At 71.9% G+C, this 20,696-nt stretch carries 14 protein-coding genes; 9 read left to right on the top strand and 5 right to left on the bottom strand.

Going from position 1 to position 20,696, the window contains the following annotated elements:
• Positions 1-72: 72 nt before the first annotated feature.
• The 4 genes from JO379_RS23255 (at position 73) to JO379_RS23240 (ending at position 6,347) form a co-directional block, all read left to right on the top strand.
• On the top strand, positions 73-810 hold the full coding sequence (locus tag JO379_RS23255; protein ID WP_130879895.1) for a response regulator transcription factor: 738 nt from the start codon (positions 73-75) through the stop codon (positions 808-810).
• Positions 807-1,904, top strand: a complete 1,098-nt coding sequence (locus JO379_RS23250) for a sensor histidine kinase (RefSeq protein ID WP_130879894.1) — start codon at positions 807-809, stop codon at positions 1,902-1,904. Before JO379_RS23255 ends, JO379_RS23250 begins: the two co-directional genes overlap by 4 nt.
• Before the next feature lie 251 nt (positions 1,905-2,155).
• Positions 2,156-5,974, top strand: a complete 3,819-nt coding sequence (locus JO379_RS23245) for a multifunctional oxoglutarate decarboxylase/oxoglutarate dehydrogenase thiamine pyrophosphate-binding subunit/dihydrolipoyllysine-residue succinyltransferase subunit (protein WP_209516801.1) — start codon at positions 2,156-2,158, stop codon at positions 5,972-5,974.
• A gap of 190 nt (positions 5,975-6,164) precedes the next feature.
• On the top strand, positions 6,165-6,347 hold the full coding sequence (locus JO379_RS23240; RefSeq protein ID WP_116213854.1) for a DUF6104 family protein: 183 nt from the start codon (positions 6,165-6,167) through the stop codon (positions 6,345-6,347).
• A 33-nt stretch (positions 6,348-6,380) separates the two neighbouring features.
• Here the strand turns inward: JO379_RS23240 and JO379_RS23235 are convergent, their stop codons facing one another.
• Positions 6,381-7,199 (bottom strand): hypothetical protein, encoded by an 819-nt coding sequence (locus JO379_RS23235; RefSeq protein ID WP_130879892.1) that lies wholly within the window; start codon positions 7,197-7,199, stop codon positions 6,381-6,383.
• A gap of 96 nt (positions 7,200-7,295) precedes the next feature.
• Between JO379_RS23235 and JO379_RS23230 the strand changes: the two genes are divergently transcribed.
• Both JO379_RS23230 and JO379_RS23225 read left to right on the top strand, forming a co-directional pair.
• Entirely contained in the window at positions 7,296-8,177 is an 882-nt protein-coding gene (locus tag JO379_RS23230) for a DUF4097 family beta strand repeat-containing protein (protein WP_209516797.1), read from the top strand.
• Positions 8,177-9,169 carry a PadR family transcriptional regulator gene (locus JO379_RS23225; RefSeq protein WP_130879890.1) on the top strand — a complete coding sequence of 331 codons (993 nt, stop codon included), beginning with the start codon at positions 8,177-8,179 and terminating at the stop codon, positions 9,167-9,169. The genes JO379_RS23230 and JO379_RS23225 overlap by 1 nt, the downstream gene beginning before the upstream one ends.
• A gap of 42 nt (positions 9,170-9,211) precedes the next feature.
• Here JO379_RS23225 and JO379_RS23220 read toward each other — a convergent pair whose 3' ends face one another.
• From JO379_RS23220 to JO379_RS23210, 3 genes are all read right to left on the bottom strand, one after another.
• Entirely contained in the window at positions 9,212-11,860 is a 2,649-nt protein-coding gene (locus JO379_RS23220; protein ID WP_209516794.1) for a type 1 periplasmic-binding domain-containing protein, read from the bottom strand.
• A 176-nt stretch (positions 11,861-12,036) separates the two neighbouring features.
• Positions 12,037-13,458, bottom strand: coding sequence for a cellulase family glycosylhydrolase (locus JO379_RS23215; RefSeq protein WP_209516792.1), 1,422 nt, complete (start codon positions 13,456-13,458; stop codon positions 12,037-12,039).
• 35 nt (positions 13,459-13,493) lie between these two features.
• On the bottom strand, positions 13,494-14,456 hold the full coding sequence (locus JO379_RS23210) for a zinc-binding dehydrogenase (protein WP_209516789.1): 963 nt from the start codon (positions 14,454-14,456) through the stop codon (positions 13,494-13,496).
• A gap of 208 nt (positions 14,457-14,664) precedes the next feature.
• On the opposite strand from JO379_RS23210, the gene JO379_RS23205 reads away from it, so the two are divergent.
• Positions 14,665-16,011, top strand: coding sequence for a TolB family protein (locus JO379_RS23205; protein WP_209516786.1), 1,347 nt, complete (start codon positions 14,665-14,667; stop codon positions 16,009-16,011).
• A gap of 32 nt (positions 16,012-16,043) precedes the next feature.
• Positions 16,044-17,384 carry a TolB family protein gene (locus tag JO379_RS23200; protein ID WP_209516783.1) on the top strand — a complete coding sequence of 447 codons (1,341 nt, stop codon included), beginning with the start codon at positions 16,044-16,046 and terminating at the stop codon, positions 17,382-17,384.
• A 294-nt stretch (positions 17,385-17,678) separates the two neighbouring features.
• Here JO379_RS23200 and JO379_RS23195 read toward each other — a convergent pair whose 3' ends face one another.
• Positions 17,679-18,890: an NAD(P)-dependent malic enzyme gene (locus JO379_RS23195; RefSeq protein WP_130879884.1), complete on the bottom strand. Its 1,212-nt coding sequence runs from the start codon at positions 18,888-18,890 to the stop codon at positions 17,679-17,681.
• A 586-nt stretch (positions 18,891-19,476) separates the two neighbouring features.
• Between JO379_RS23195 and JO379_RS23190 the strand changes: the two genes are divergently transcribed.
• The gene (locus JO379_RS23190) at positions 19,477-20,442 is read left to right on the top strand and encodes an ABC transporter substrate-binding protein (protein WP_209516780.1); all 966 of its coding nucleotides are present in this window, start codon (positions 19,477-19,479) and stop codon (positions 20,440-20,442) included.
• The last annotated feature ends 254 nt before the right edge of the window (positions 20,443-20,696 follow it).

The following is a 20,696-nucleotide window of genomic DNA, read 5'->3' as shown; positions in this document are numbered from 1 at the left end:
CCGCCGTCACCTGCCCGTACCCTGCTTGCCACAGTCGCAACGAGGCACGGGAAGACGCTAGGGGCGGGGCGCATGGAGCACACACACATCGGCCCGAGCGGCACCACAGCCTCCGCCGGGGCACAGCGGCGGGTCCTGGTCGTCGAGGACGACCGGACGATCGTCGACGCGATCGCGGCCCGGCTGCGGGCCGAGGGATTTCAGGTACGGACCGCCGGCGACGGCCCGGCGGCGGTCGACGCCGCCGAGGCCTGGCAGCCGGATCTGCTGGTGCTGGACGTCATGCTGCCGGGCTTCGACGGCCTGGAGGTCTGCCGCCGGGTCCAGGCACAGCGGCCGGTGCCGGTGCTGATGCTCACGGCCCGGGACGACGAGACCGACATGCTGGTCGGGCTGGGCGTGGGCGCCGACGACTACATGACCAAGCCGTTCTCGATGCGCGAGCTGGCGGCGCGGGTGCACGTCCTGCTGCGGCGGGTGGAGCGGGCCGCGCTCGCCGCGCACACCCCGCGCAGCGGCATCCTGCGCCTGGGCGAGCTGGAGATCGACCACGCACAGCGAAGAGTGCGCGTACGGGGCACCGACGTGCACCTGACGCCCACGGAGTTCGACCTGCTGGTCTGTCTGGCCAACACCCCGCGCGCGGTCCTCTCCCGCGAGCAGCTGCTCGCCGAGGTGTGGGACTGGGCCGACGCCTCCGGCACCCGGACCGTGGACAGCCACATCAAGGCGCTGCGCCGGAAGATCGGGGCGGAGCGGATCCGCACCGTCCACGGCGTCGGGTACGCGCTGGAGACCCCGGCGGCATGACCGGCCCCCGAGTCGGCGACGGCCGTCGGCCCGGCCTGTGGAGCCGCGTCTGGGCGGCGCTGCGTCCGCTGGACCCCTACCGGTCGGTGAAGGCGGCGCTGGGCGCGCTCGTCATCGGCTCGGTGGTCATCACGACCTTCCTGGTCTTCGTCGCGATCCACTCGGCCACCGAGCTGCGGGTCATCACCATCTTCTCGATCATCGCCTCGCTGCTGATAACCCAGTTCGTGGCGCACGGGCTGACCGCGCCGCTGGACGAGATGACCGAGGTCACCCGGTCGATGGCGCACGGTGACTACACCCGGCGGGTCGGCGGCGGGCGGCGGGACGAGTTCGGGGACCTGGCCAAGGCCTTCAACCGGATGGCGGCCGACCTGGAGGCGGTCGACACCCACCGCAAGGAGCTGGTCGCCAACGTCTCGCACGAGCTGCGCACCCCGATCGCGGGGCTGCGGGCGGTGCTGGAGAACGTGGTGGACGGGGTCTCGGCCGCCGATCCGGAGACGATGCGCACCGCGCTGCGGCAGACGGAGCGGCTGGGGCGGCTGGTGGAGCAGCTGCTGGACCTGTCCCGGCTGGACAACGGCGTGGTGCCGCTGCACGCGCGGCGCTTCGAGGTCTGGCCGTATCTGGCGGGGGTGCTGAAGGAGGCCAGCATGGCGGCCGGCTCCGGTGCCTCGCCGCGCGCCCGCAAGGACGTGCATCTGCATCTGGACGTCCAGCCTCCCGAGCTGACCGCGCACGCGGACGCCGAGCGGCTGCACCAGGTGGTGGCCAATCTGGTCGACAACGCCGTCAAGCACAGCCCCCGGCACGGCCGGGTCACGGTCCGCGCCCGCCGGGGCGAGGGGCCGCAGTCGCTGGACCTGGAGGTCGTGGACGAGGGTCCGGGCATCCCCGAGTCCGAGCGGCACCGGGTCTTCGAGCGCTTCAACCGGGGCAGCTCCGGCCAGCAGGGCCCGGACAGCGACGGGGGCACGGGCCTGGGCCTGGCCATCGCCCGCTGGGCGGTCGATCTGCACGGCGGCAGCATCGGCGTGGCCGAATCACCACGCGGTTGCCGCATCCGGGTCACTCTTCCGGGCGGACCTTGAGAAGCGACTTGACGTAGGGTCGGTGGTGGAAGCACACATTCAGCGGAATGTGGGCAGGACTCGGCGAACCTGGAAGCCTGCGGGAGAAGCGGAACCCCGTCTGCTTCCCGCCATGCCATGCCCCGAAACCCGTCGATGAATGTGACTTAGGCGACGACTGGCCGGGGTGGCCTGCATAGAGTGCCCTGACAGGCGTAGCCTTTATTCCCGCTGTCCATCACCTTGTGAAGCGGAAGAGGGCGGTTGCCGCCGTGTCGCCACAGTCCCCCAACACCTCGAGCGTCTCGACCGACCAAGACGGGCAGGGCAAGAGCCCTGCCGACGTCTTCGGTCCCAATGAGTGGCTCGTCGACGAGATCTACCAGCAGTACCTCCAGGACCCGAACTCGGTCGACCGAGCCTGGTGGGACTTCTTCGCCGACTACAAGCCCGGGAAGGACACGGGGTCGGCAGCCGCCGCCCCGCCCGCCCCCCCGGGTGCCGCGCCCGCCACACCGGCTGCCCCGCAGGGCAAGCCCGCCGCCGCTGCCCCGGCAGCGCCTGCCGTGCCTGCCGCGCCTGCTCCGCAGGCCGCCAAGCCCGCCCAGGCCGCTCCGGCACCGGCTGCCCAGCCGGCTCCGGCGAAGCCCGCCGCGCAGGCCCCCGCCAAGGCGGCGCCTGCGAAGGCTCCTACGTCCGAGGCCCCCGCGGCCGAGGCTCCGCAGGGCCCCGAGTTCGTGACGCTGCGCGGTCCGTCCGCCGCGGTCGCCAAGAACATGAACGCCTCGCTGGAGCTGCCGACGGCCACGTCCGTCCGCGCCGTCCCGGTGAAGCTGCTGTTCGACAACCGCATCGTCATCAACAACCACCTCAAGCGCGCCCGGGGCGGGAAGGTCTCCTTCACCCACCTCATCGGCTTCGCGATGGTGCAGGCCCTCAAGGCCATGCCGTCGATGAACTACTCCTTCGCGGAGAAGGACGGCAAGCCGACCCTGGTCAAGCCGGCGCACGTCAACCTCGGCCTCGCCATCGACCTGGTGAAGCCGAACGGGGACCGCCAGCTGGTCGTCGCGGCCATCAAGAAGGCCGAGACGCTCAACTTCTTCGAGTTCTGGCAGGCCTACGAGGACATCGTCCGCCGGGCCCGCGTCGGCAAGCTGACGATGGACGACTTCACCGGGGTCACCGCCTCGCTGACGAACCCCGGCGGCATCGGCACCGTGCACTCCGTGCCGCGTCTGATGCCCGGCCAGGGCCTCATCCTCGGCGTCGGCGCGATGGACTACCCCGCCGAGTTCCAGGGCACCTCCCAGGACGCCCTGAACAAGCTGGGCATCTCCAAGGTCATGACCCTGACCTCGACGTACGACCACCGCGTGATCCAGGGCGCCGCCTCCGGCGAGTTCCTGCGCGTCATGAGCCAGCTGCTGCTCGGCGAGGGTGACTTCTACGACGAGATCTTCGAGGCGCTGCGGATCCCCTACGAGCCGGTCCGCTGGCTGCGCGACATCGACGTCTCCCACGACGACGACGTCACCAAGGCCGCCCGGGTCTTCGAGCTGATCCACTCCTACCGGGTCCGCGGTCACGTCATGGCCGACACCGACCCGCTGGAGTACCGCCAGCGCAAGCACCCCGACCTCGACATCACCGAGCACGGCCTCACCCTGTGGGACCTGGAGCGCGAGTTCGCGGTCGGCGGCTTCGCCGGCAAGGCGATGATGAAGCTGCGCGACATCCTCGGCGTGCTGCGCGACTCGTACTGCCGCACCACCGGCATCGAGTTCATGCACATCCAGGACCCCAAGCAGCGCAAGTGGATCCAGGATCGGGTCGAGCGCGGCCACTCCAAGCCCGAGCGCGAGGAGCAGCTGCGCATCCTGCGCCGGCTGAACGCGGCGGAGGCCTTCGAGACCTTCCTGCAGACGAAGTACGTCGGCCAGAAGCGGTTCTCGCTGGAGGGCGGCGAGTCCGTCATCCCGCTGCTCGACGCCGTGCTCGACTCGGCCGCCGAGTCGCGCCTGGACGAGGTCGTCATCGGCATGGCCCACCGCGGCCGGCTGAACGTGCTGGCCAACATCGTCGGCAAGTCGTACGCGCAGATCTTCCGCGAGTTCGAGGGCAACCTCGACCCGAAGTCGATGCACGGCTCCGGCGACGTGAAGTACCACCTGGGCGCCGAGGGCACCTTCACGGGTCTCGACGGCGAGCAGATCCAGGTCTCGCTGGCCGCCAACCCGTCCCACCTGGAGACCGTCGACCCGGTCGTCGAGGGCATCGCCCGCGCCAAGCAGGACGTCATCAACAAGGGCGGCACGGACTTCACGGTCCTGCCCGTCCAGCTGCACGGCGACGCGGCCTTCGCGGGCCAGGGCGTCGTGGCCGAGACGCTCAACATGTCGCAGCTGCGCGGCTACCGCACCGGCGGCACCGTGCACATCGTGATCAACAACCAGGTCGGCTTCACCGCCGCCCCGGAGTCCTCGCGCTCGTCGATGTACTGCACCGACGTCGCCCGGATGATCGAAGCGCCGATCTTCCATGTGAACGGTGACGACCCGGAGGCCGTGGTCCGCGTCGCGCGGCTCGCCTTCGAGTTCCGTCAGGCGTTCAACAAGGACGTCGTCATCGATCTGATCTGCTACCGCCGCCGGGGTCACAACGAGGCCGACAACCCCTCGTTCACCCAGCCGCTGATGTACGACCTGATCGACAAGAAGCGCTCGGTGCGCAAGCTCTACACCGAGTCCCTCATCGGTCGCGGCGACATCACCCTGGAAGAGGCCGAGCAGGCCCTGCAGGACTACCAGGGTCAGCTGGAGAAGGTCTTCACCGAGGTCCGCGAGGCGACGTCCGCGCCGACCGCCGCCGAGGTCCCGGCCGCGCAGGCCGAGTTCCCGGTCCCGGTGAACACCGCGATCTCCCAGGAGATCGTCAAGCGGATCGCCGAGTCGCAGGTCAACCTGCCCGAGCACGTCACCGTGCACCCGCGACTGCTGCCGCAGCTGCAGCGCCGCGCGGCCAGCGTCGAGGACGGCACGATCGACTGGGCCATGGGCGAGACCCTCGCCTTCGGCTCGCTGCTGATGGAGGGCACCCCGGTCCGGCTCGCCGGCCAGGACTCCCGCCGCGGCACGTTCGGCCAGCGTCACGCGGTGCTCGTCGACCGGGAGACCGGCGAGGACTACACCCCGCTGATGTACCTCTCCGAGGACCAGGCCCGTTACAACGTCTACGACTCGCTGCTCAGCGAGTACGCGGCGATGGGCTTCGAGTACGGCTACTCGCTGGCCCGCCCGGAGTCCCTGGTGCTGTGGGAGGCCCAGTTCGGTGACTTCGTCAACGGCGCCCAGAGCATCGTCGACGAGTTCATCTCCTCCTCCGAGCAGAAGTGGGGCCAGACCTCCGGCGTCACGCTGCTGCTGCCGCACGGCTACGAGGGCCAGGGCCCGGACCACTCCTCGGCCCGTGTCGAGCGCTTCCTCCAGCTCTGCGCGCAGAACAACATGACGGTCGCGATGCCGACCCTGCCGTCGAACTACTTCCACCTGCTGCGCTGGCAGGTCCACAACCCGCACCACAAGCCGCTCATCGTCTTCACCCCGAAGTCGATGCTGCGCCTGAAGGCCGCGGCGTCGTCGGCGGACGAGTTCACCAGCGGCAGCTTCCGCCCGGTCATCGGTGACGACACGGTCGCCACCGAGGACGTCCGCAAGGTCGTCTTCTGCTCCGGCAAGGTCTACTACGACCTCGTCGCCGAGCGGACCAAGCGCGGTGCGAACGACACGGCCATCATCCGCATCGAGCGGCTGTACCCGCTGGCGGGTGCCGAGCTCCAGGCGGAGATCGCCAAGTACTCGGGCGCGGAGAAGTTCGTGTGGGCCCAGGAGGAGCCGGCGAACCAGGGTGCCTGGCCCTTCATCGCGCTCAACCTGATCGACCACCTGGACCTGGCCGTCGGCGCCGACATCCCGGCCCGGGAGCGACTGCGGCGGGTCTCCCGCTCGCACTCCTCCTCCCCGGCGGTCGGCTCGGCCAAGCGCCACCAGGCGGAGCAGGCAGCCCTGGTCGCCGAGGTCTTCGACATCTGACCTCGACCGGCCCCAGGGTGACGGACACCGGGCCCCCACCGCCGACCGACGGCGGTGGGGGCCCGGTCCTGTTTCCGAACCTCCCGGTCGCGCCGGCGCCGCGAGGTCCTGGCCGAGGCCGCCGGGCGTGCGCCGCCTATTCTGGGCGGGACCGTTCGCCCACCCCTGACCATCACTGACGGAGATCACGTTGTACTTCACGGACCGCGGCATCGAGGAGCTGGAGAACCGGCGGGGCGAGGAGGAGGTCTCCCTCGGCTGGGTGGCCGAGCGCCTGCGTGAGTTCGTCGACCTCAACCCGGACTTCGAGGTGCCGGTGGAGCGCCTGGCGACCTGGCTGGCCCGCCTGGACGACGAGGACGACGACCTGTAGAACCACCGGGGCTCCGCCCCGGGTGATGAACGGTTACATCCGCTCGCGCCAGCGGTCGTAGGCCAGCGTCAGCACACCGTCCGCCGCCAGCGCCCACCCCGCCGCCGCCCAGCCCCGGCGACCGGCGCGGCGGGCGCAGAGCGCCACCGAGACACCCGCCGCTATTTCCACCGCGCCCCGGGCCCTGGCCTTGGGGCCGCGCGACCACGCGCCCAGCGCGCCCCGTTCGGACTCGTCGAGCCCGGTCCGCAGGGCCTCCCGCCAGCCCGGCCATTCGACGGTCTCGGTGGCCGGCAGCGCCGCGGCCGCCTCGCGCAGTTCGTCCGCGTCCGTGCCCGGCGCGAGGCCCGTCCCGAGGTGGAGGCCCGCGCGGGCGAGCACCGCCACCAGACCCAGCACCCGGGCAGGGGCGTCGATGTCCGTGTCCGGCGCGGTGAGCCGGTCGAGCGCCGCCCCGTCGAGCACGGGGTCGAGGCCGAGCCGGGCCCGCAGGGCCGTCATGGCCTCCTCCGCGCCGGGCGACTGGGTGCCGTCCGTGTGCCAGGTGTGCGACACCGGACGGCGGAAGCCCGCCACCACCACGAAGCCCGCTGCGGCGCCGTCCCACCACAGGCCCACGACCGGCCACGACTCGGTGACGGTCAGCGCGTGCGCCCAGTCGGCCGTCAGTACGGACAACTCCTCCTCGTCCCGCCAGGAGTCCGCGCCGGGGACGAGCACGCTCCATTCCTCGCCCGCCGGGGCGAGGAGCACGGGCATGCCGAGGAACTGGGCGGAGGAGCGGACACGGTCGGGCTCGGCCCGGCAGAGCAACAGGACCCCTGCCGCCGGACGGTGATCGGTAGCTGACATGCGTCAACGCTATGCCACCCGGGTGACACTTGACTTCCCCAATCCGCGATATATCGTGTTTGGCAATACACGCGATATGTTGCGAGGAGGCCCGGGATGCCGGATGGGTCAGACCGAACGGATCAGTCGCACTGGTCACTCTCCGCCCCACGGACGCTCACCTTCGAGGAGCCGGTCACGGCCCTGAACGTGCGGCTCGTGGGCGGCACGGTCAACGTCGTCGGCGCCGGCAGCGGCCCCGCCCGGCTGGAGCTGTCCGAGATCGACGGCCGGCCACTCGTCGTCGGCCTCCACGAGGGCACCCTCACCGTCGGCTACGAGGACCTGCCGTGGCAGAACTTCCTCACGTGGTTCGACCGCCGGGAGTGGGACCGCACCGCCACCGTCACCCTGACCGTCCCCGCCGCCACCCGGGTCGAGGTCGGTGTCGTCACCGCGAGCGCCGTCGTCTCCGGGATCTCCGGCCGGACGGACGTCCGGGGCGTGGGCGGCGACACCACGCTCGTCGGGCTGACCGGGGCCGTGCGGGCCGACACCGTCACCGGGCGCCTGGAGGCCCAGTCCCTCGGCGGCGATCTGCGCTTCCACTCCGTCTCCGGCGATCTCACGCTCGTCGACGGCTCCGGCGGCACCGTCAAGGCCGAATCGGTCAGCGGTGACGTGATGGTCGACCTCTCCCCCACCGCCCAGTGTCCGGACCTCGACATCACCAGCGTCTCCGGCGAGGTCGCCGTCCGGCTGCCGCACCCCGTCGACGCGGAGGTGGACGCGGGCACCGCGAGCGGCAAGGTCTCCTGCGCCTTCGAGGACCTGCGGATCAGCAGCCAGTGGGGCGCCCGGAAGATCACCGGCCGGCTCGGCACCGGGCACGGCAAGCTCAAGGTCACCACCGTCTCGGGCTCGGTCGCGCTGCTGCGCAGGCCCGCGGACCCGGGCAGCGGCCCCGCCGACGTCCCCGCTCAGGGAAAGGTCCTCTGATGCCTCCCGTCTTCGCCCACGGCCGACTGCGCCTGTACCTCCTCAAGCTGCTCGACGAGGCGCCCCGCCACGGCTACGAGGTCATCCGGCAGTTGGAGGAGCGCTTCCAGGGCCTGTACGCGCCGTCCGCCGGCACGGTCTATCCGCGGCTGGCCAAGCTGGAGGCCGAGGGCCTCGTCACCCACACCACCGAGGGCGGCCGCAAGGTCTACTCCCTCACCGACGCCGGCCGCGCCGAGCTCGCCGACCGCCGGGGCGAGCTCGCCGAGCTGGAGCTGGAGATCCGCGAGTCCGTCTCGGCGCTCGCCGCCGACATCCGCGAGGACGTCCGCGGCGCCGCCGGTGATCTGCGGCGCGAGATGCGTGAGGCCGCGCTCCGGGCCCGTACGGACGCCCCCGGGGCGGCCGACGGCCAGGCCACCGACTACTTCGCGGGGGCGAAGGAGGAGTTCCGGCGCGCCAAGGAGGAGTGGCGGGAGCAGGCCCGCCGGGCGAAGGAGGAGGCCCGCCGGGCCCGCCAGGACGCCCAGCAGGCCCGTCACCAGGCCCAGCAGGCCCAGGACCGCACCCGCGAGGAGGTGCGGCGCGTCAAGGAGCGCGTGGAGGAGCAGGTGCGCGAGCACCTGCGGCACGGGGACTGGCCGACGGGCCTGGTCGAGGGCGTCAACGCGCTCGCCAAGGAGCTCGGCGCCCTCGCCGGCCAGGGCCGGGCGCACCGCGGTCCGGACGTCGCGCCCGACGTCACCGCGGAGCGGGAGGACGGGCCCGGCCGACAGGAGCAGCCCGCGTGGGCCTCGGCCGACGACGCCCTCTCCAAGGACCCCGCCCGCGACCTCGACCGGCTGCTCGACCGCTTCCGTGACGACGTCCGTGACGCGGCCCGCGACCACGGCGTGACCCCCGGGCAGCTCGCCTCCGCCCGCCGGCACCTGGCGACGGCGGCCGCGCACATCGACGCGCTGCTGAAGCCGGGGCCCCGGCCCGGGGAATGAGCCGCGCGCCGGCCCGTACGCGTACGGGCCGGCGCCGGTGTCCTACTCGTCCCGCACACAGGGGAACGCGCCGCCCGGCCCCCAGGAGGTCCGTTCGTCCTGGCTGGCCCGGAACCCGCACTCCAGCGCCACTTCCGGGCCCGAAGCGGTGTCGTGCAGCATCAACAGCCGCTTGTTCACCGGGACTTTGCCGTTGCGGTCGAAGGCCAGCACGCCGGTGGCGCCGCGCTTGCCGTCCGGGCCGCCGACGCCCCGCACCAGGGACTGCTGCACCGTACCCAGCCCGAACGGCGCCGAACCCGCGTCCTGACGGGCCGAGTTGACGGCGGAGCCCAGCAGCCGCAGCGCATCCCAGGCGAGCGGGGCGTGGCCGTCGTTGCCCCACAGATCGTCCGCACCGTAGGCCTTGCGGTACTGGTCGCGGAAGCGGTCGCCCATGACATTGGGCGAATGGCTCCGGGGCAGCGCGTGCGCCGCGTAGTACAGCCGCACCCGGGGGTGCAGGGCGCTGGGGTGCTGCGCGTCGACGACCGCGTTGGTGATGTCGTTGCCGCCGACGACCGTCAGCCGGCCGTCGCACCGCGTGCCGCTCGCGAATTCCTCCAGGAACGCGCTGAATTCGGTCGGCCGGGCCGCCCAGTACACCACCGTGCGCGGGTCCTCCTGGATGCGCTCGCAGACCCTGATCGCCACCTCGGCCAGCGTGCTCGCCGACTCGACCCGGTCGCCCGACGCGGGCGGAACGGGCTCCCGGCCGGGCTCCGCGGTGTACCGGATCGTCCGCGCGCCCGGGAACTCCGCCATGAACAGCTCGCTCAGATTGGCGCTGTAGCTGTCCGTGGGGTCCGCGACCACGACCGCCGAGCGGGCGGGCGCACACGTCCCGGCCGAGGTCTCCACGATGTTGCCGCGCCGGGCGAGGTCCGCGGCGATCCGGGCCTCGCGCCGGTTGTCGGGCGCGACCTGCCGGTACATGCCGTGCTGCTGCATCTCCAGCGCGGTCGCCGTGGTGCCGATCACGGGCAGTCCGGCGTCGCCGAGGATGTCCCGGGCGGTCATGGTGTCGGCGCGGCTCTGCCCGAGGCCGACCACGCCCATGATCTCCTGCTCGCCCTTGCGCTCGGCCATTTCCCGCACGAGTTCCCCGGCCACCTTGGGGGCGTTCGAGAAGCGCGGGCCCGCGTCGAGGACCCGCACCCGGAGCCACACCTTGCGGTGCACGTCCTTGGCGGCCTCGCTGTTGAGCTGTTCCTGTGCGAGGGCGATGCCGCGCAGCTCGGGGATGGCACCGCTGTACAGGCCGTCGTTCCAGTTGTCGACGGTCACCGGGATGCCGAGGTAGACGACCGTCCGGATGACCGTGTCGGCTCGCTTGGCGGCCTTTTCCGCCTGTTTGTTCTGCTCGTCGATGGCCTCCCGCGCCCGTGCGTACAGCTCCTTGGGGTTCTCCTGGGGGAGCCGGCCCGGCGCGGCCGACTCCGGCATGCTCACCGAGGCGCCGAGACAGCGGTCGCTGGCCGGGTCGACGAAGTGCGCCACCGTCAGGTAGGCCAGCAGCGACAGCGTGGTGACCCCGGCGACCGCCATGAGAGACGCTTCCGCCCGCGGGGCCAGATCGGAGTGCACCCGGCCGGGCTGGATCTCCGGGTAGCCGCGCAGCCGGCCCTCGGCCTCCTGGTCGGGCTCCCCGGTCAGCGGTTCCACGCCCACGACGACCGACCGCCCGCGCCCCCGGCCGGGGCTCCTGGCCCAGGAGTCGATCGTGGTCGTCGCCATGGCGAGGCTCTGCGGGATGTCCGGACCGGCTTGGCCCACCGCCAGCAGGACGACGGCGGTGCTGCCGGTCTGCTCGACCGCCTGCGGGAAGCCGCGCACCACGCTTTCGGTGACCGAGCCGGGGGCGCCCTCGCGCGGGAAGACGAGGACGAAGCGGCTGCGCCGGCGCCTGGTCCAAGGGGAGAGCCGGGGGCCGCGAGCCGCCGCCTCCAGGTCGTCGAGCAGCGCGCACAGCAGGGCGTCCTCCGGCTGCGCGACGACCGCTTCGTGGTGGCGGAAGAAGTCGCCGCGACCCGAGGGAACCCGGGCCCAGCGGCGGAACCAGCCGCCCTTGCGCATCATGCGGCGCCCCGCGCGGAAGCCGTACAGCCGGCGCGGCAGCAGCCCGAACAGCGGGTGCCGGGCCCAGTGCCAGATCCAGGCCGCGAGGTTACCCGGCGTCTGGTCGCGGCCGCCGATCGCGTGCAGGGCCTTGAGGACGTGGGAGTCCTTGCGGCGCTCCGCGAAGCACTGGTCGCGCAGGTCCCGGGCCCGCACCGCCGCTTGGTCCTCCAGGGAGGAGGCGGCCGCGAAGGCGCGCATGAGCCGGTAGCGCGGCAGCCGCAGCCGGCCGAAACCGCCGGGCCGGTTGTCGCGCAGACCGTCCTCGATCTGTTCGAAGACGTCCCGGGTGCGCTGCCGGTCGCCGCGCGGCCGGGACTCCTGGATCCGGGCGTACGGGACGAGCGCCCGGCCGCGGACCCGCAGCCGCAGGCACTCTCCCTCCGCGATCTGCTCGGCCTCGTCGCCCCGGCCCTGCTGGACGAGGACGATCCTGGCGGAGGGCCCGCGGCGCCCGGGTGGTACCAGGACGAGTTCTTCGAGCGCGGTGACGAAGTCCCCCACAGCGGGGACAGGTGGAATCGATGAGGACATGGCTTCACCCCCGTACGGCCCGTCGCCGGGCCGCCACAGTCCTTGAGCACACCGATGTACGACTACGTGCACGACTACGCGTGCGATGACGCTTGTATGACTACGTCGATTGACGGGGCGCTCGCCCCGAGCCTTCCATCATCCTCAGCGCCGGGGCGCAGCGCCACCACACCGGCTCACTCCGCTTCGCGTCCTGCCGTGACCACCACGGAGACCGGCGCGCCGTCGCGTGGCGCGCCGTGCACGCGCACGGTGCCGCGCTCCCCCGGCGGGATGTCCCGGGTCCGGGCGGTGGCCGGGCCGGTCACGGCGATGTGCCAGCCGCGCGGGGCGGGCGGCAGGGACAGTTCGGTGGTGCCCGGCCGCTGCGGCAGGTAGGTCAGGCGGTAGACCAGGGCGGCCGGTTCGTAGGACTCGGCGGTGACGGTGCCGGCGACGGCGGGGGCGTACGGGCGGGCCGTGCGCTCCTTGTTCGTACGGAAGCGGCCTTCGGAGTCCAGGGCGCAGTAGCCGCCGCCGTAGCACCAGGTGTAGCCGGCCCAGCCGGAGGTGTAGCGGGCGAGTGAGGCGAGGGCCTCGTCGTAGAAACGGCCCATGTTGGGCAGGGAGTTGTTCAGCGGGCCCCATTCGCCGACGACGACGGGGACGCGCCGCTCGCGGGGGTAGCGGGTCACGGCCGCCTCGTAGTTCTCGATCCACTGCGCGGCCGGGTCGTAGTCCCGCCCCGCCTCCATGGCGGCGTTGTAGAAGTGCGGGGCGTAGACGACCTTGGGGTCGGCCACCCGGCCGAGGCCGGTCGGTACGCCCTCGCCGACGATGGGGGTCGGCTCGACGAACAGCCAGTGCCGGCGGTCGACCTGCCGGATGGCGGCGGCGATCCGGTTGTACATGGGGGTGATCTGCTCGGCCTCGATCCGGCGGGCGGCGGCCGGCAGGTCCTCGCCGGGACGGAGCCTGCCCATCGGCTCGTTGATGAGGTCGTAGCCGAGCACGGCCGGGTGGTGGGCGAGGCGCCCGGCGAGCACCCGCCACATCCGGGCCTGGGCGCGGCGCAGGTCCGCGTCCTCGTAGAGGTGCTCGAAGGCGGCCTGCACGGCGGGTTCGAAGTACTCGGCGAACCAGTCGTCGGGGTGGGGCCTGTAGGGCAGCCCGTCGGTGCGGGTGGCCCACTCGGGGATGCCGCGGTGGCTGCCGAAGGCGGGGCCGAAGACGTCCTGGTGGGCGTCGATCACGACCCGGACGCGGTGGGTGTGCGCCCAGTCCAGGACCCGCTCGATCTTCGCGAGGTAGCGCTCGCTGTAGTGGCCGCGGCGGGGTTCCAGGTCGTCCCAGAAGACCAGCAGCCGCGCGGTGTTGAAGCCCCGCGCGGCCAGGTCGCGGAAGTGCCGCTCGGTGATGTCGGACAGGGCCGAGGCGCCGCGGTGGTTCTTGTCCTCGACGTTCCAGCCGCGCAGGGTGAGCACCCGGCCGCGCTCGTCGGTCAGCTTCGGGATGTCGGCCTGGCGGGCCACGGCGGGCGCGGGGGCCGTCGTGGTGAGAATCGCGGTGAGAGCGGTGACAGCGGTGAGAGCGATGAGTCGATCGCCGGGCTTGCGCATGACCCTCCGGAGGATTCCGGACGGCCCGGGCAGCCCTAGACCGTCAGCACGATCTTTCCGAACACGTCTCCGTCGGACATCTTCTCGAACCCTTCCCGCGCCCGGTCAAGGGGCAGGACGGAGTCGATGACGGGCCGCACGCCCGTCGCGGCGCAGAAGGACAGCAGGTCGGCCAGCTCGTCCTTGGTGCCCATCGTCGAGCCGACGACTTTCAGCTCCAGGAAGAAGATGCGGTTGAGCTCGGCGGCCTTGGGGTTCGGCCCGCTGGTCGCGCCGGAGATGACGAGCGTGCCGCCGGGCCTCAGGGACTTGACCGAGTGCGACCAGGTGGCGGCGCCGACGGTCTCGATGACGGCGTCCACGCGCCGCGGCAGCCGGGCCCCCGGCTCGAATGCCTCCTCGGCGCCCAGCTCCACGGCCCGCTCGCGCTTGGCCGCGTCGCGGCTGGTGGCGAAGACCCGCAGCCCGGCCGCCGCGCCCAGCGCGATGGCGGCGGTGGCGACGCCGCCCCCGGCGCCCTGCACGAGGACGCTCTGGCCGGGTCGCACCCCGGCGTTGGTGAACAGCATCCGGTAGGCGGTCAGCCAGGCGGTGGGCAGACAGGCGGCCTCCTCGAAGGACAGCTCCTTCGGCTTGGGCAGCACGTTCCACGTGGGCACGGCGACCCGCTCGGCGAAGGTGCCCTGATAGCGCTCGGTGAGGATGGAGCGCTGCTCGTCCGGCCCCACGCCGTGGCCGCTCTGGCCGATGACGGAGTGGAGGACGACCTCGTTGCCGTCCTCGTCGGTCCCGGCGGCGTCGCAGCCGAGGATCATCGGCAGCGACTCCTCGCCGAGCCCCACGCCCCGCAGCGACCACAGGTCGTGGTGGTTGAGCGAGGCGGCCTTGACGTTGACGGTCGTCCAGCCCGGACGGGGTCCGGGCGCGGGGCGCTCCCCCAACTCCAGGCCGTTCAGCGGCTGGTCACGGTCGATGCGGGCGGCATAGGCGGCGAACATGATCCGAACCTAGCCCCGGGGTGTCCCGGGCGGAACCACGCGGCGGTGTGACACGCGCCGCGTCCCTCGCGCACCGTCCACGGCCCCCTCACACAACGACCGTATCCGCGGCCGAGTGCGGCCGTTCCGCGTTGACCCCGGGGCGGGTGGGGGGATTGGCTTCGCAGGTCCGTACATATGCCGTACGGGCTTTCGCGAGGGGGGAACCATGCGTCATCTCAGACGTACCGCCGTACTGGCGGCGATATTAGGCACCTGCGCCACGGCTCTGCCCGTGGCGCAGGCCGCGACCGCCGGGGAGGGGCGGCGGGCTACGGGCGCCGAGCGGGTGAGCGTGACCGCCGCCGGCGAGCAGGCGGACGGCGAGTCCTACGGGCCCGTGATCAGCGGCGACGGGCGCTTCGTCGCCTTCGCGTCCTGGGCGGCCAACCTGGCGCCCGGCGGCAAGGCCGAGTCCCAGGTCCATGTGCGGAACCGGTCGACCGGCAAGCTCCAGCAGGTCAGCGTCACCACGGACGGCACCCCGGCCGACGGCGCGTCGGGCGCCCCGTCGATCAGCGCCACCGGGCGGTACGTCGCCTTCGAATCGTTCGCGCGGAACCTGGCCCCCGGCGGGAATCCGGACCCGGGGTCCGACGTGTACGTCCGTGACCTGTGGACCGGACGCACCGAGCTGGTGACCGCTGACAAGCCGTCGACGCGCGGATCGTCCTCCGCACCGGCCATCAGCGCCGACGGCCGCTACGTCGCCTTCGCCTCGACCCGTGACGACCTGGTCCCCGGGGACACCAATCTGCGCTCGGACGTCTTCGTCCGGGACCGCTGGAAGGGCACCACCAAGCGGGTCAGTGTCCGCAACGACGGCACCCAGGTGCGGCTCGCCTCCGTCCAGCCGGTGATCAGCGCCGACGGCAGCAAGGTCGGCTTCCGCGGCAGGGAGCTGACGGACGTCCCCGAGCCGCCGTCCGAGCCGGCGGGGAGCGGCTTCCGGCCGCCGTCGTCCAACGAGTTCTACGTCCACGACCAGCGCACCGGGCGGCTCGAACCGGCGGCCCACGACCGCGACGGCCGGCCCGTGGCGGTCGGCGGCTTCCACCTCAGCCCCGACGGGCGGCACGCGCTCTTCACCAGCCGCTCGGCCACGGTCGTGGAGGGCGACACCAACAACCGCGCCGACGCCTTCGTCAAGGACCTGCGCACCGGCGTCACCCGGCGCGTCAGCCTGGCCCACGACGGCGCACAGACCGACGGCCACACCTACGGCGACCCCGTCATGAGCGCCGACGGCCGACGGGTCTTCTTCGTCTCCACCGCCACCAACCTGGTACCCGGCGACACCAACGAGGGCGTCGCCGACGTCTTCGTCCGCGATCTGCGCACCGGCGCCGTCGAACGGCTCAACGTGGCGGCCGACGGCTCCCAGGACAACGGCGGCGTGGTCACCGTCGCCGTCGACCTCCCGGGCCGCACCGCCGTCTTCGAGAGCTCCGGCGACAACCTCGTCCCCGGCGACACCAACAAGGTGACCGACGTCTTCCTGCGGCGTGTGAAGTGACGCCGTCCGCAGCGCCCCGGAAGGAGCAGACCATGGACTGTCTCAGACGCGCCACCGTGGTGGCGGCGATCGTGGGCACCTGCGCCACGGCCCTGCCGGCCGCCACGGCGGCGGCCGCTGGCCCGCCGGCCCGGCCGCACACCGAGCGGGTGAGCGTCGCCGCCGACGGCACCCAGGCGGACGAGGAGTCGCTCACCGGCGGCGTCAGCGCCGACGGCCGCTTCGCCGTCTTCGAGTCCCGGGCGAGCACCCTGGTGCCGGGCACGACGCCGGGCAGCCGCCATGTGTACGTCAAGGACCTGCGCAAGGGCGGGATCGAGCTGGTGGACGTCGCGAGCGACGGCACCCCGGCCACCGCCCCGTCCTACAACGCCTCGATCAGCGGGAACGGGCGGTACGTCGTCTTCTCGTCGGAGGCCGCGAACCTCGCCCCGGGCCAGAACCCCCCGGGCGGGCTCGATGTCTTCGTCCGCGACCGCAGGACCGGCCGCACCGAGGTCCTGGTCAGGAACGACGCGCAGGTGCGCGCCACCAACTACGACCCGTCCGTCAGCGCCGACGGCCGCTACGTCGCCTTCGCCTCCAGCCGCGACGACCTCGTCCCCGGCGACACCAACGAGGTGACGGACATCTTCGTCAAGGACCGCCGGAAGGGCACCGTCAAGCGGGTCAGCGTCGCCACCGACGGCACCCAGGCGGACGCCTTCTCCACCCAGCCGGTGATCAGCGCGGACGGCAGCCGCGTCGGCTTCAAGAGCGCCGCCCACAACCTGTACCCCGCACCGCAGCCTCCCGAGCTGCGCCGGCCGCACCCGCGGGCCCGCGCCTTCTACACGCACGACCTGCGGACCGGGCGCACCCACCTGGCCGCCCACGCGGCGGACGGCGGGACCGTGGCGGTCATCGGCGGCATCGGCCTCAGCCCCGACGGGCGGTACGCGCTGTACTCGTCGATCTCGTCCTCCATCGTGCCGGACGACACCAACCGGGCCACGGACGCGTTCATCAAGGACTTGCGCACGGGCACCACGCGGCGGATCTCTCTCGCCCCCGGCGGCGTCCAGGCCAACGGCAGCTCGAACGACGGCGCGGTCATGAGCGCCGACAACCGGAGGGTGTACTTCACCTCGGCGGCGAGCAATCTGGTGTCCGGGGACACGGGCGGCCACGAGGACGTGTTCGTCCGCGACCTGCTGACCGGCACGGTCGAACGCCTCAATGTGGCGCCCGACGGCGCCGAGGACACCGCGGGCGCGAGCGGCGTCTCGGTCGACCGCACCGGCCGGACGGTGCTCTTCGGCAGCCGCGGCGACAATCTGGTCACCGGCGACACGAATCGTCTCCACGACGTGTTCGTACGCCGTCTGAAGTGACGCGAGCGCCCGACGCGCGCGGGCCGTCTTGCCGCCTGCGGCGGCGGGCGCCCTGCGGGCGCGTCCTCAAACGCCGGACGGGCTTGAATCGAGCCGTCCGGCGATCGAGGACACCTCCGCGGAGACCCCGGCTGCGGGCCGTCTTGCCACCTGCGGCGGCGAGCGCCCTGCGGGCGCGTCCTCAAAAACGCCGGACGGGCTTGATGTGGCTGAGCTCAGCCAAAACAGCCCGTCCGGCGATTGAGGACACCGCCGCGCAGCGGAGGTGCACCCGCCAAAACCGCCGGCAAGGCGCTAGCGGCGCGCCACACCCTCCGCGCGCGCGGCGGCCGCGACGGCGGCCGTCACCGCGGGGGCGACCCGCTCGTCGAACGGCGACGGGATGACGCACTCGGCGCTCAGCTCGTCGGCCACCACCGCGGCCAGCGCCTCGGCGGCCGCGAGCTTCATGCCCTCGGTGATCCGCGAGGCGCGGACCTGGAGGGCGCCCGCGAAGATGCCGGGGAAGGCGAGCACGTTGTTGATCTGGTTCGGGTAGTCGCTGCGGCCGGTCGCGACGACGGCCGCGTACTTGTGGGCGACGTCCGGGTGGATCTCCGGGGTCGGGTTGGCCATGGCGAAGATCAGCGCGTTCTTCGCCATCCTCGCGACCGCCTCCTCCGGGACCGTACCGCCGGAGACGCCGATGAAGACGTCCGCACCGTCCAGCGCGGCCGCGAGCGTCCCGGAGCGGCCCGCCTTGTTGGTGAAGCCCGCGAGCTCCCGCTTGACGTCGGTGAGGTCGTCGCGGTCCTGCGAGACGACGCCCTTGCGGTCGCAGACGGCGACGTCGCCGATGCCCGCCTCGACCAGGATCCTGGCGATGGCGACGCCGGCCGCGCCCGCGCCGGAGATGACGGCGCGCAGCTGGCCGAGCGCACGGTCGGTGACCCGCGCGGCGTTGCGCAGGGCGGCGAGCGTGACGACGGCGGTGCCGTGCTGGTCGTCGTGGAAGACGGGGATGTCCAGCCGCTCCTGGAGCTTGCGCTCGACCTCGAAGCAGCGCGGCGCGGAGATGTCCTCCAGGTTGACGCCGCCGAAGGAGGGCGCGAGCCGGACGACGGTCTCGACGATCTCGTCGACCTCCCGGCAGTCGAGCGCGATCGGCACCGCGTCCACGCCGCCGAACTGCTTGAAGAGGATCGCCTTGCCCTCCATCACGGGCAGGGACGCCTCCGGCCCGATGTCGCCCAGCCCGAGCACCGCGCTGCCGTCGGTGACGACGGCCACGACCTGGGACTTCCAGGTGTAGTCGTGGACGAGCTCGGGGTGCTCCGCGATCGCGCTGCACACCTTGGCGACGCCCGGCGTGTAGGCCAGGGACAGATCGTCCTTGTCACGCACCGGGACGGTCGACACGACCGCCATTTTGCCGCCTCGGTGCAGCGCGAAGGCCGGATCGAAGAACTCGTCCCGAGTCTCGTCCGTGCTCTTGTCGCTGGGAGGATTCACGATCTCCGCTGCCACTTTCTTGACCCCTTTGTCGAATTGCAGTCGAGGGTAGCCGCCCCTGGTTTTGAGGGCGGGTCGGGCATCACGTCCGTACCGGTCCGGCGGATGGGCCGCACGGGCGGTGTCGCGCGGGGGGTGGTGCCGCGCGAGGGATACGGACGCCGGGCACGCGCACCGCGCACGCGCCCTGAGCCCCGGGTGAGGGGTGTAACTGGCTTTTCTATCAAATGAGCGCTACGGCCGACGAGTGAGATCCGCCGCTGTGTGCCACGGCACGCACACCTGTCGGCGAAAACCGTGTCAACTGGTGCCGGAAGTCCACGGAGTGAGACAAGCGGTGCGTGATGTGCGTCTCACGCCTGTCTCCGACCAAAGGGGAACACGGTCGTCCACTCGTAAGAACACCCCGGTACCGCACGTCGATCACCCGTTATCCGATTTTGACCTGGCTAGCCCCCCGAACGGTGCAGTCCAGATGGCAAGATGCCCCAACCGCACGAGGTCGCGACACCCGCTGTCGTGTGCTTGTCGATCTCGGCGTCGATCCCATGTGACCAGCGAGAACATTCGGCTATCCCCTCACCCGCAGGAGGAACCAGCAATGACCGCAAGCTCCATCCATCGCCCGGCTGCCGCCAGGAGTCGTTTGGCCGCCGCCGGCGCGATCGCGGTCGCCGGCGCTCTCCTGCTGACCGGTTGTGGCGATCAGCGGAACAAGTCGACCGTCGGCGGCGACCAGACCGTCAAGGGCTCCTCGGCCCCCCTCTTCGCGAAGCTGCCGAAGAACATCCAGGACGCCGGGGTCATCAAGGTCGGCTCCGACATCGCCTACCCGCCGGTGGAATTCAAGAAGGACGGCAAGGTCGTCGGTCTCGACCCCGACATCGCCGCCGCGCTGGGCAAGGAACTCGGGGTGAAGTTCGAGTTCAACAACGGCACCTTCGACTCGCTGCTGATCGGTATGCGCTCCAAGCGCTACGACATCGCGATGTCCGCGATGACCGACTCCAAGGACCGGCAGAACGGCATCGACTCCAAGACCGGCAAGAAGATCAGTGAGGGCGTCGACTTCGTCGACTACTTCACCGCCGGTGTCTCGATCTACACCAAGAAGGGCGACACCAAGGGCATCGAGTCCTGGGACGACCTCTGCGGCAAGAAGATCGCGGTCCAGCGTGGCACTGTCTCGAACGACCTGGCCAAGTCCGAGTCCGAGAAGTGCGAGAAGGACGACAAGGACGCCATCGAGATCGAGGCCTTCGACACCGACCTGGAGGCGCAGACCCGTCTCAAGGCCGGTGGCGTCGACGCCGTCTCCAGCGACTTCCCCGTCGCCGCCTACGCGGTGAAGACCTCCGGCGGCGGCAAGGACTTCGAGACGGTCGGCGAGCAGGTCGAGGCCGCTCCGTACGGCATCGCCGTCTCCAAGGACAACACGCAGCTGCGGGACGCCCTCCGGGCGGCCCTCGAAGCGATCATCAAGAACGGTGCGTACGAGAAGGTCATCAAGACCTGGGGCGTCGAAGCCGGCGCCGTCAAGGAAGCCAAGATCAACGGCGGTTCCTGACCTCTTGCCCTCCCCTCGTACGGCACGCTGAAAGGCCATACCCGTGACTGCTTCTTCCGATAAGCCAGAGCCCGACAAGCCCGGTCCGGACACCCCCGAGCCGGAGAACAAGGACGCCGCCGAGACCGCCGCGAAGCCCGCCGACGAGTCGGGCGACGCGAAGGCGGCCGACAAGGCCGCCGACAAGCCCGCCGACGCGGCTGCCGAAACGCCCGCCGACGAGACGCCTGCCGACAAGAAGCCTGCCGACGCGG

It is taken from the genome of Streptomyces syringium (assembly GCF_017876625.1).
Classification (GTDB): Bacteria; Actinomycetota; Actinomycetes; order Streptomycetales; family Streptomycetaceae; genus Streptomyces; species Streptomyces syringius.
Note: the sequence above shows the minus strand (reverse complement) of the source record. Positions and strands in the feature narration are given on the sequence as shown.

Coding starts and splice junctions, on each gene's coding strand:
- JO379_RS23255 (WP_130879895.1), top strand. CDS start 73: ATGGAGCACACACACATCGGCCCGAGCGGCACCACAGCCTCCGCCGGG.
- JO379_RS23250 (WP_130879894.1), top strand. CDS start 807: ATGACCGGCCCCCGAGTCGGCGACGGCCGTCGGCCCGGCCTGTGGAGC.
- JO379_RS23235 (WP_130879892.1), bottom strand. CDS start 7,199: ATGTCAGCTACCGATCACCGTCCGGCGGCAGGGGTCCTGTTGCTCTGC.
- JO379_RS23230 (WP_209516797.1), top strand. CDS start 7,296: ATGCCGGATGGGTCAGACCGAACGGATCAGTCGCACTGGTCACTCTCC.
- JO379_RS23225 (WP_130879890.1), top strand. CDS start 8,177: ATGCCTCCCGTCTTCGCCCACGGCCGACTGCGCCTGTACCTCCTCAAG.
- JO379_RS23220 (WP_209516794.1), bottom strand. CDS start 11,860: ATGTCCTCATCGATTCCACCTGTCCCCGCTGTGGGGGACTTCGTCACC.
- JO379_RS23215 (WP_209516792.1), bottom strand. CDS start 13,458: ATGCGCAAGCCCGGCGATCGACTCATCGCTCTCACCGCTGTCACCGCT.
- JO379_RS23210 (WP_209516789.1), bottom strand. CDS start 14,456: ATGTTCGCCGCCTATGCCGCCCGCATCGACCGTGACCAGCCGCTGAAC.
- JO379_RS23205 (WP_209516786.1), top strand. CDS start 14,665: ATGCGTCATCTCAGACGTACCGCCGTACTGGCGGCGATATTAGGCACC.
- JO379_RS23200 (WP_209516783.1), top strand. CDS start 16,044: ATGGACTGTCTCAGACGCGCCACCGTGGTGGCGGCGATCGTGGGCACC.
- JO379_RS23190 (WP_209516780.1), top strand. CDS start 19,477: ATGACCGCAAGCTCCATCCATCGCCCGGCTGCCGCCAGGAGTCGTTTG.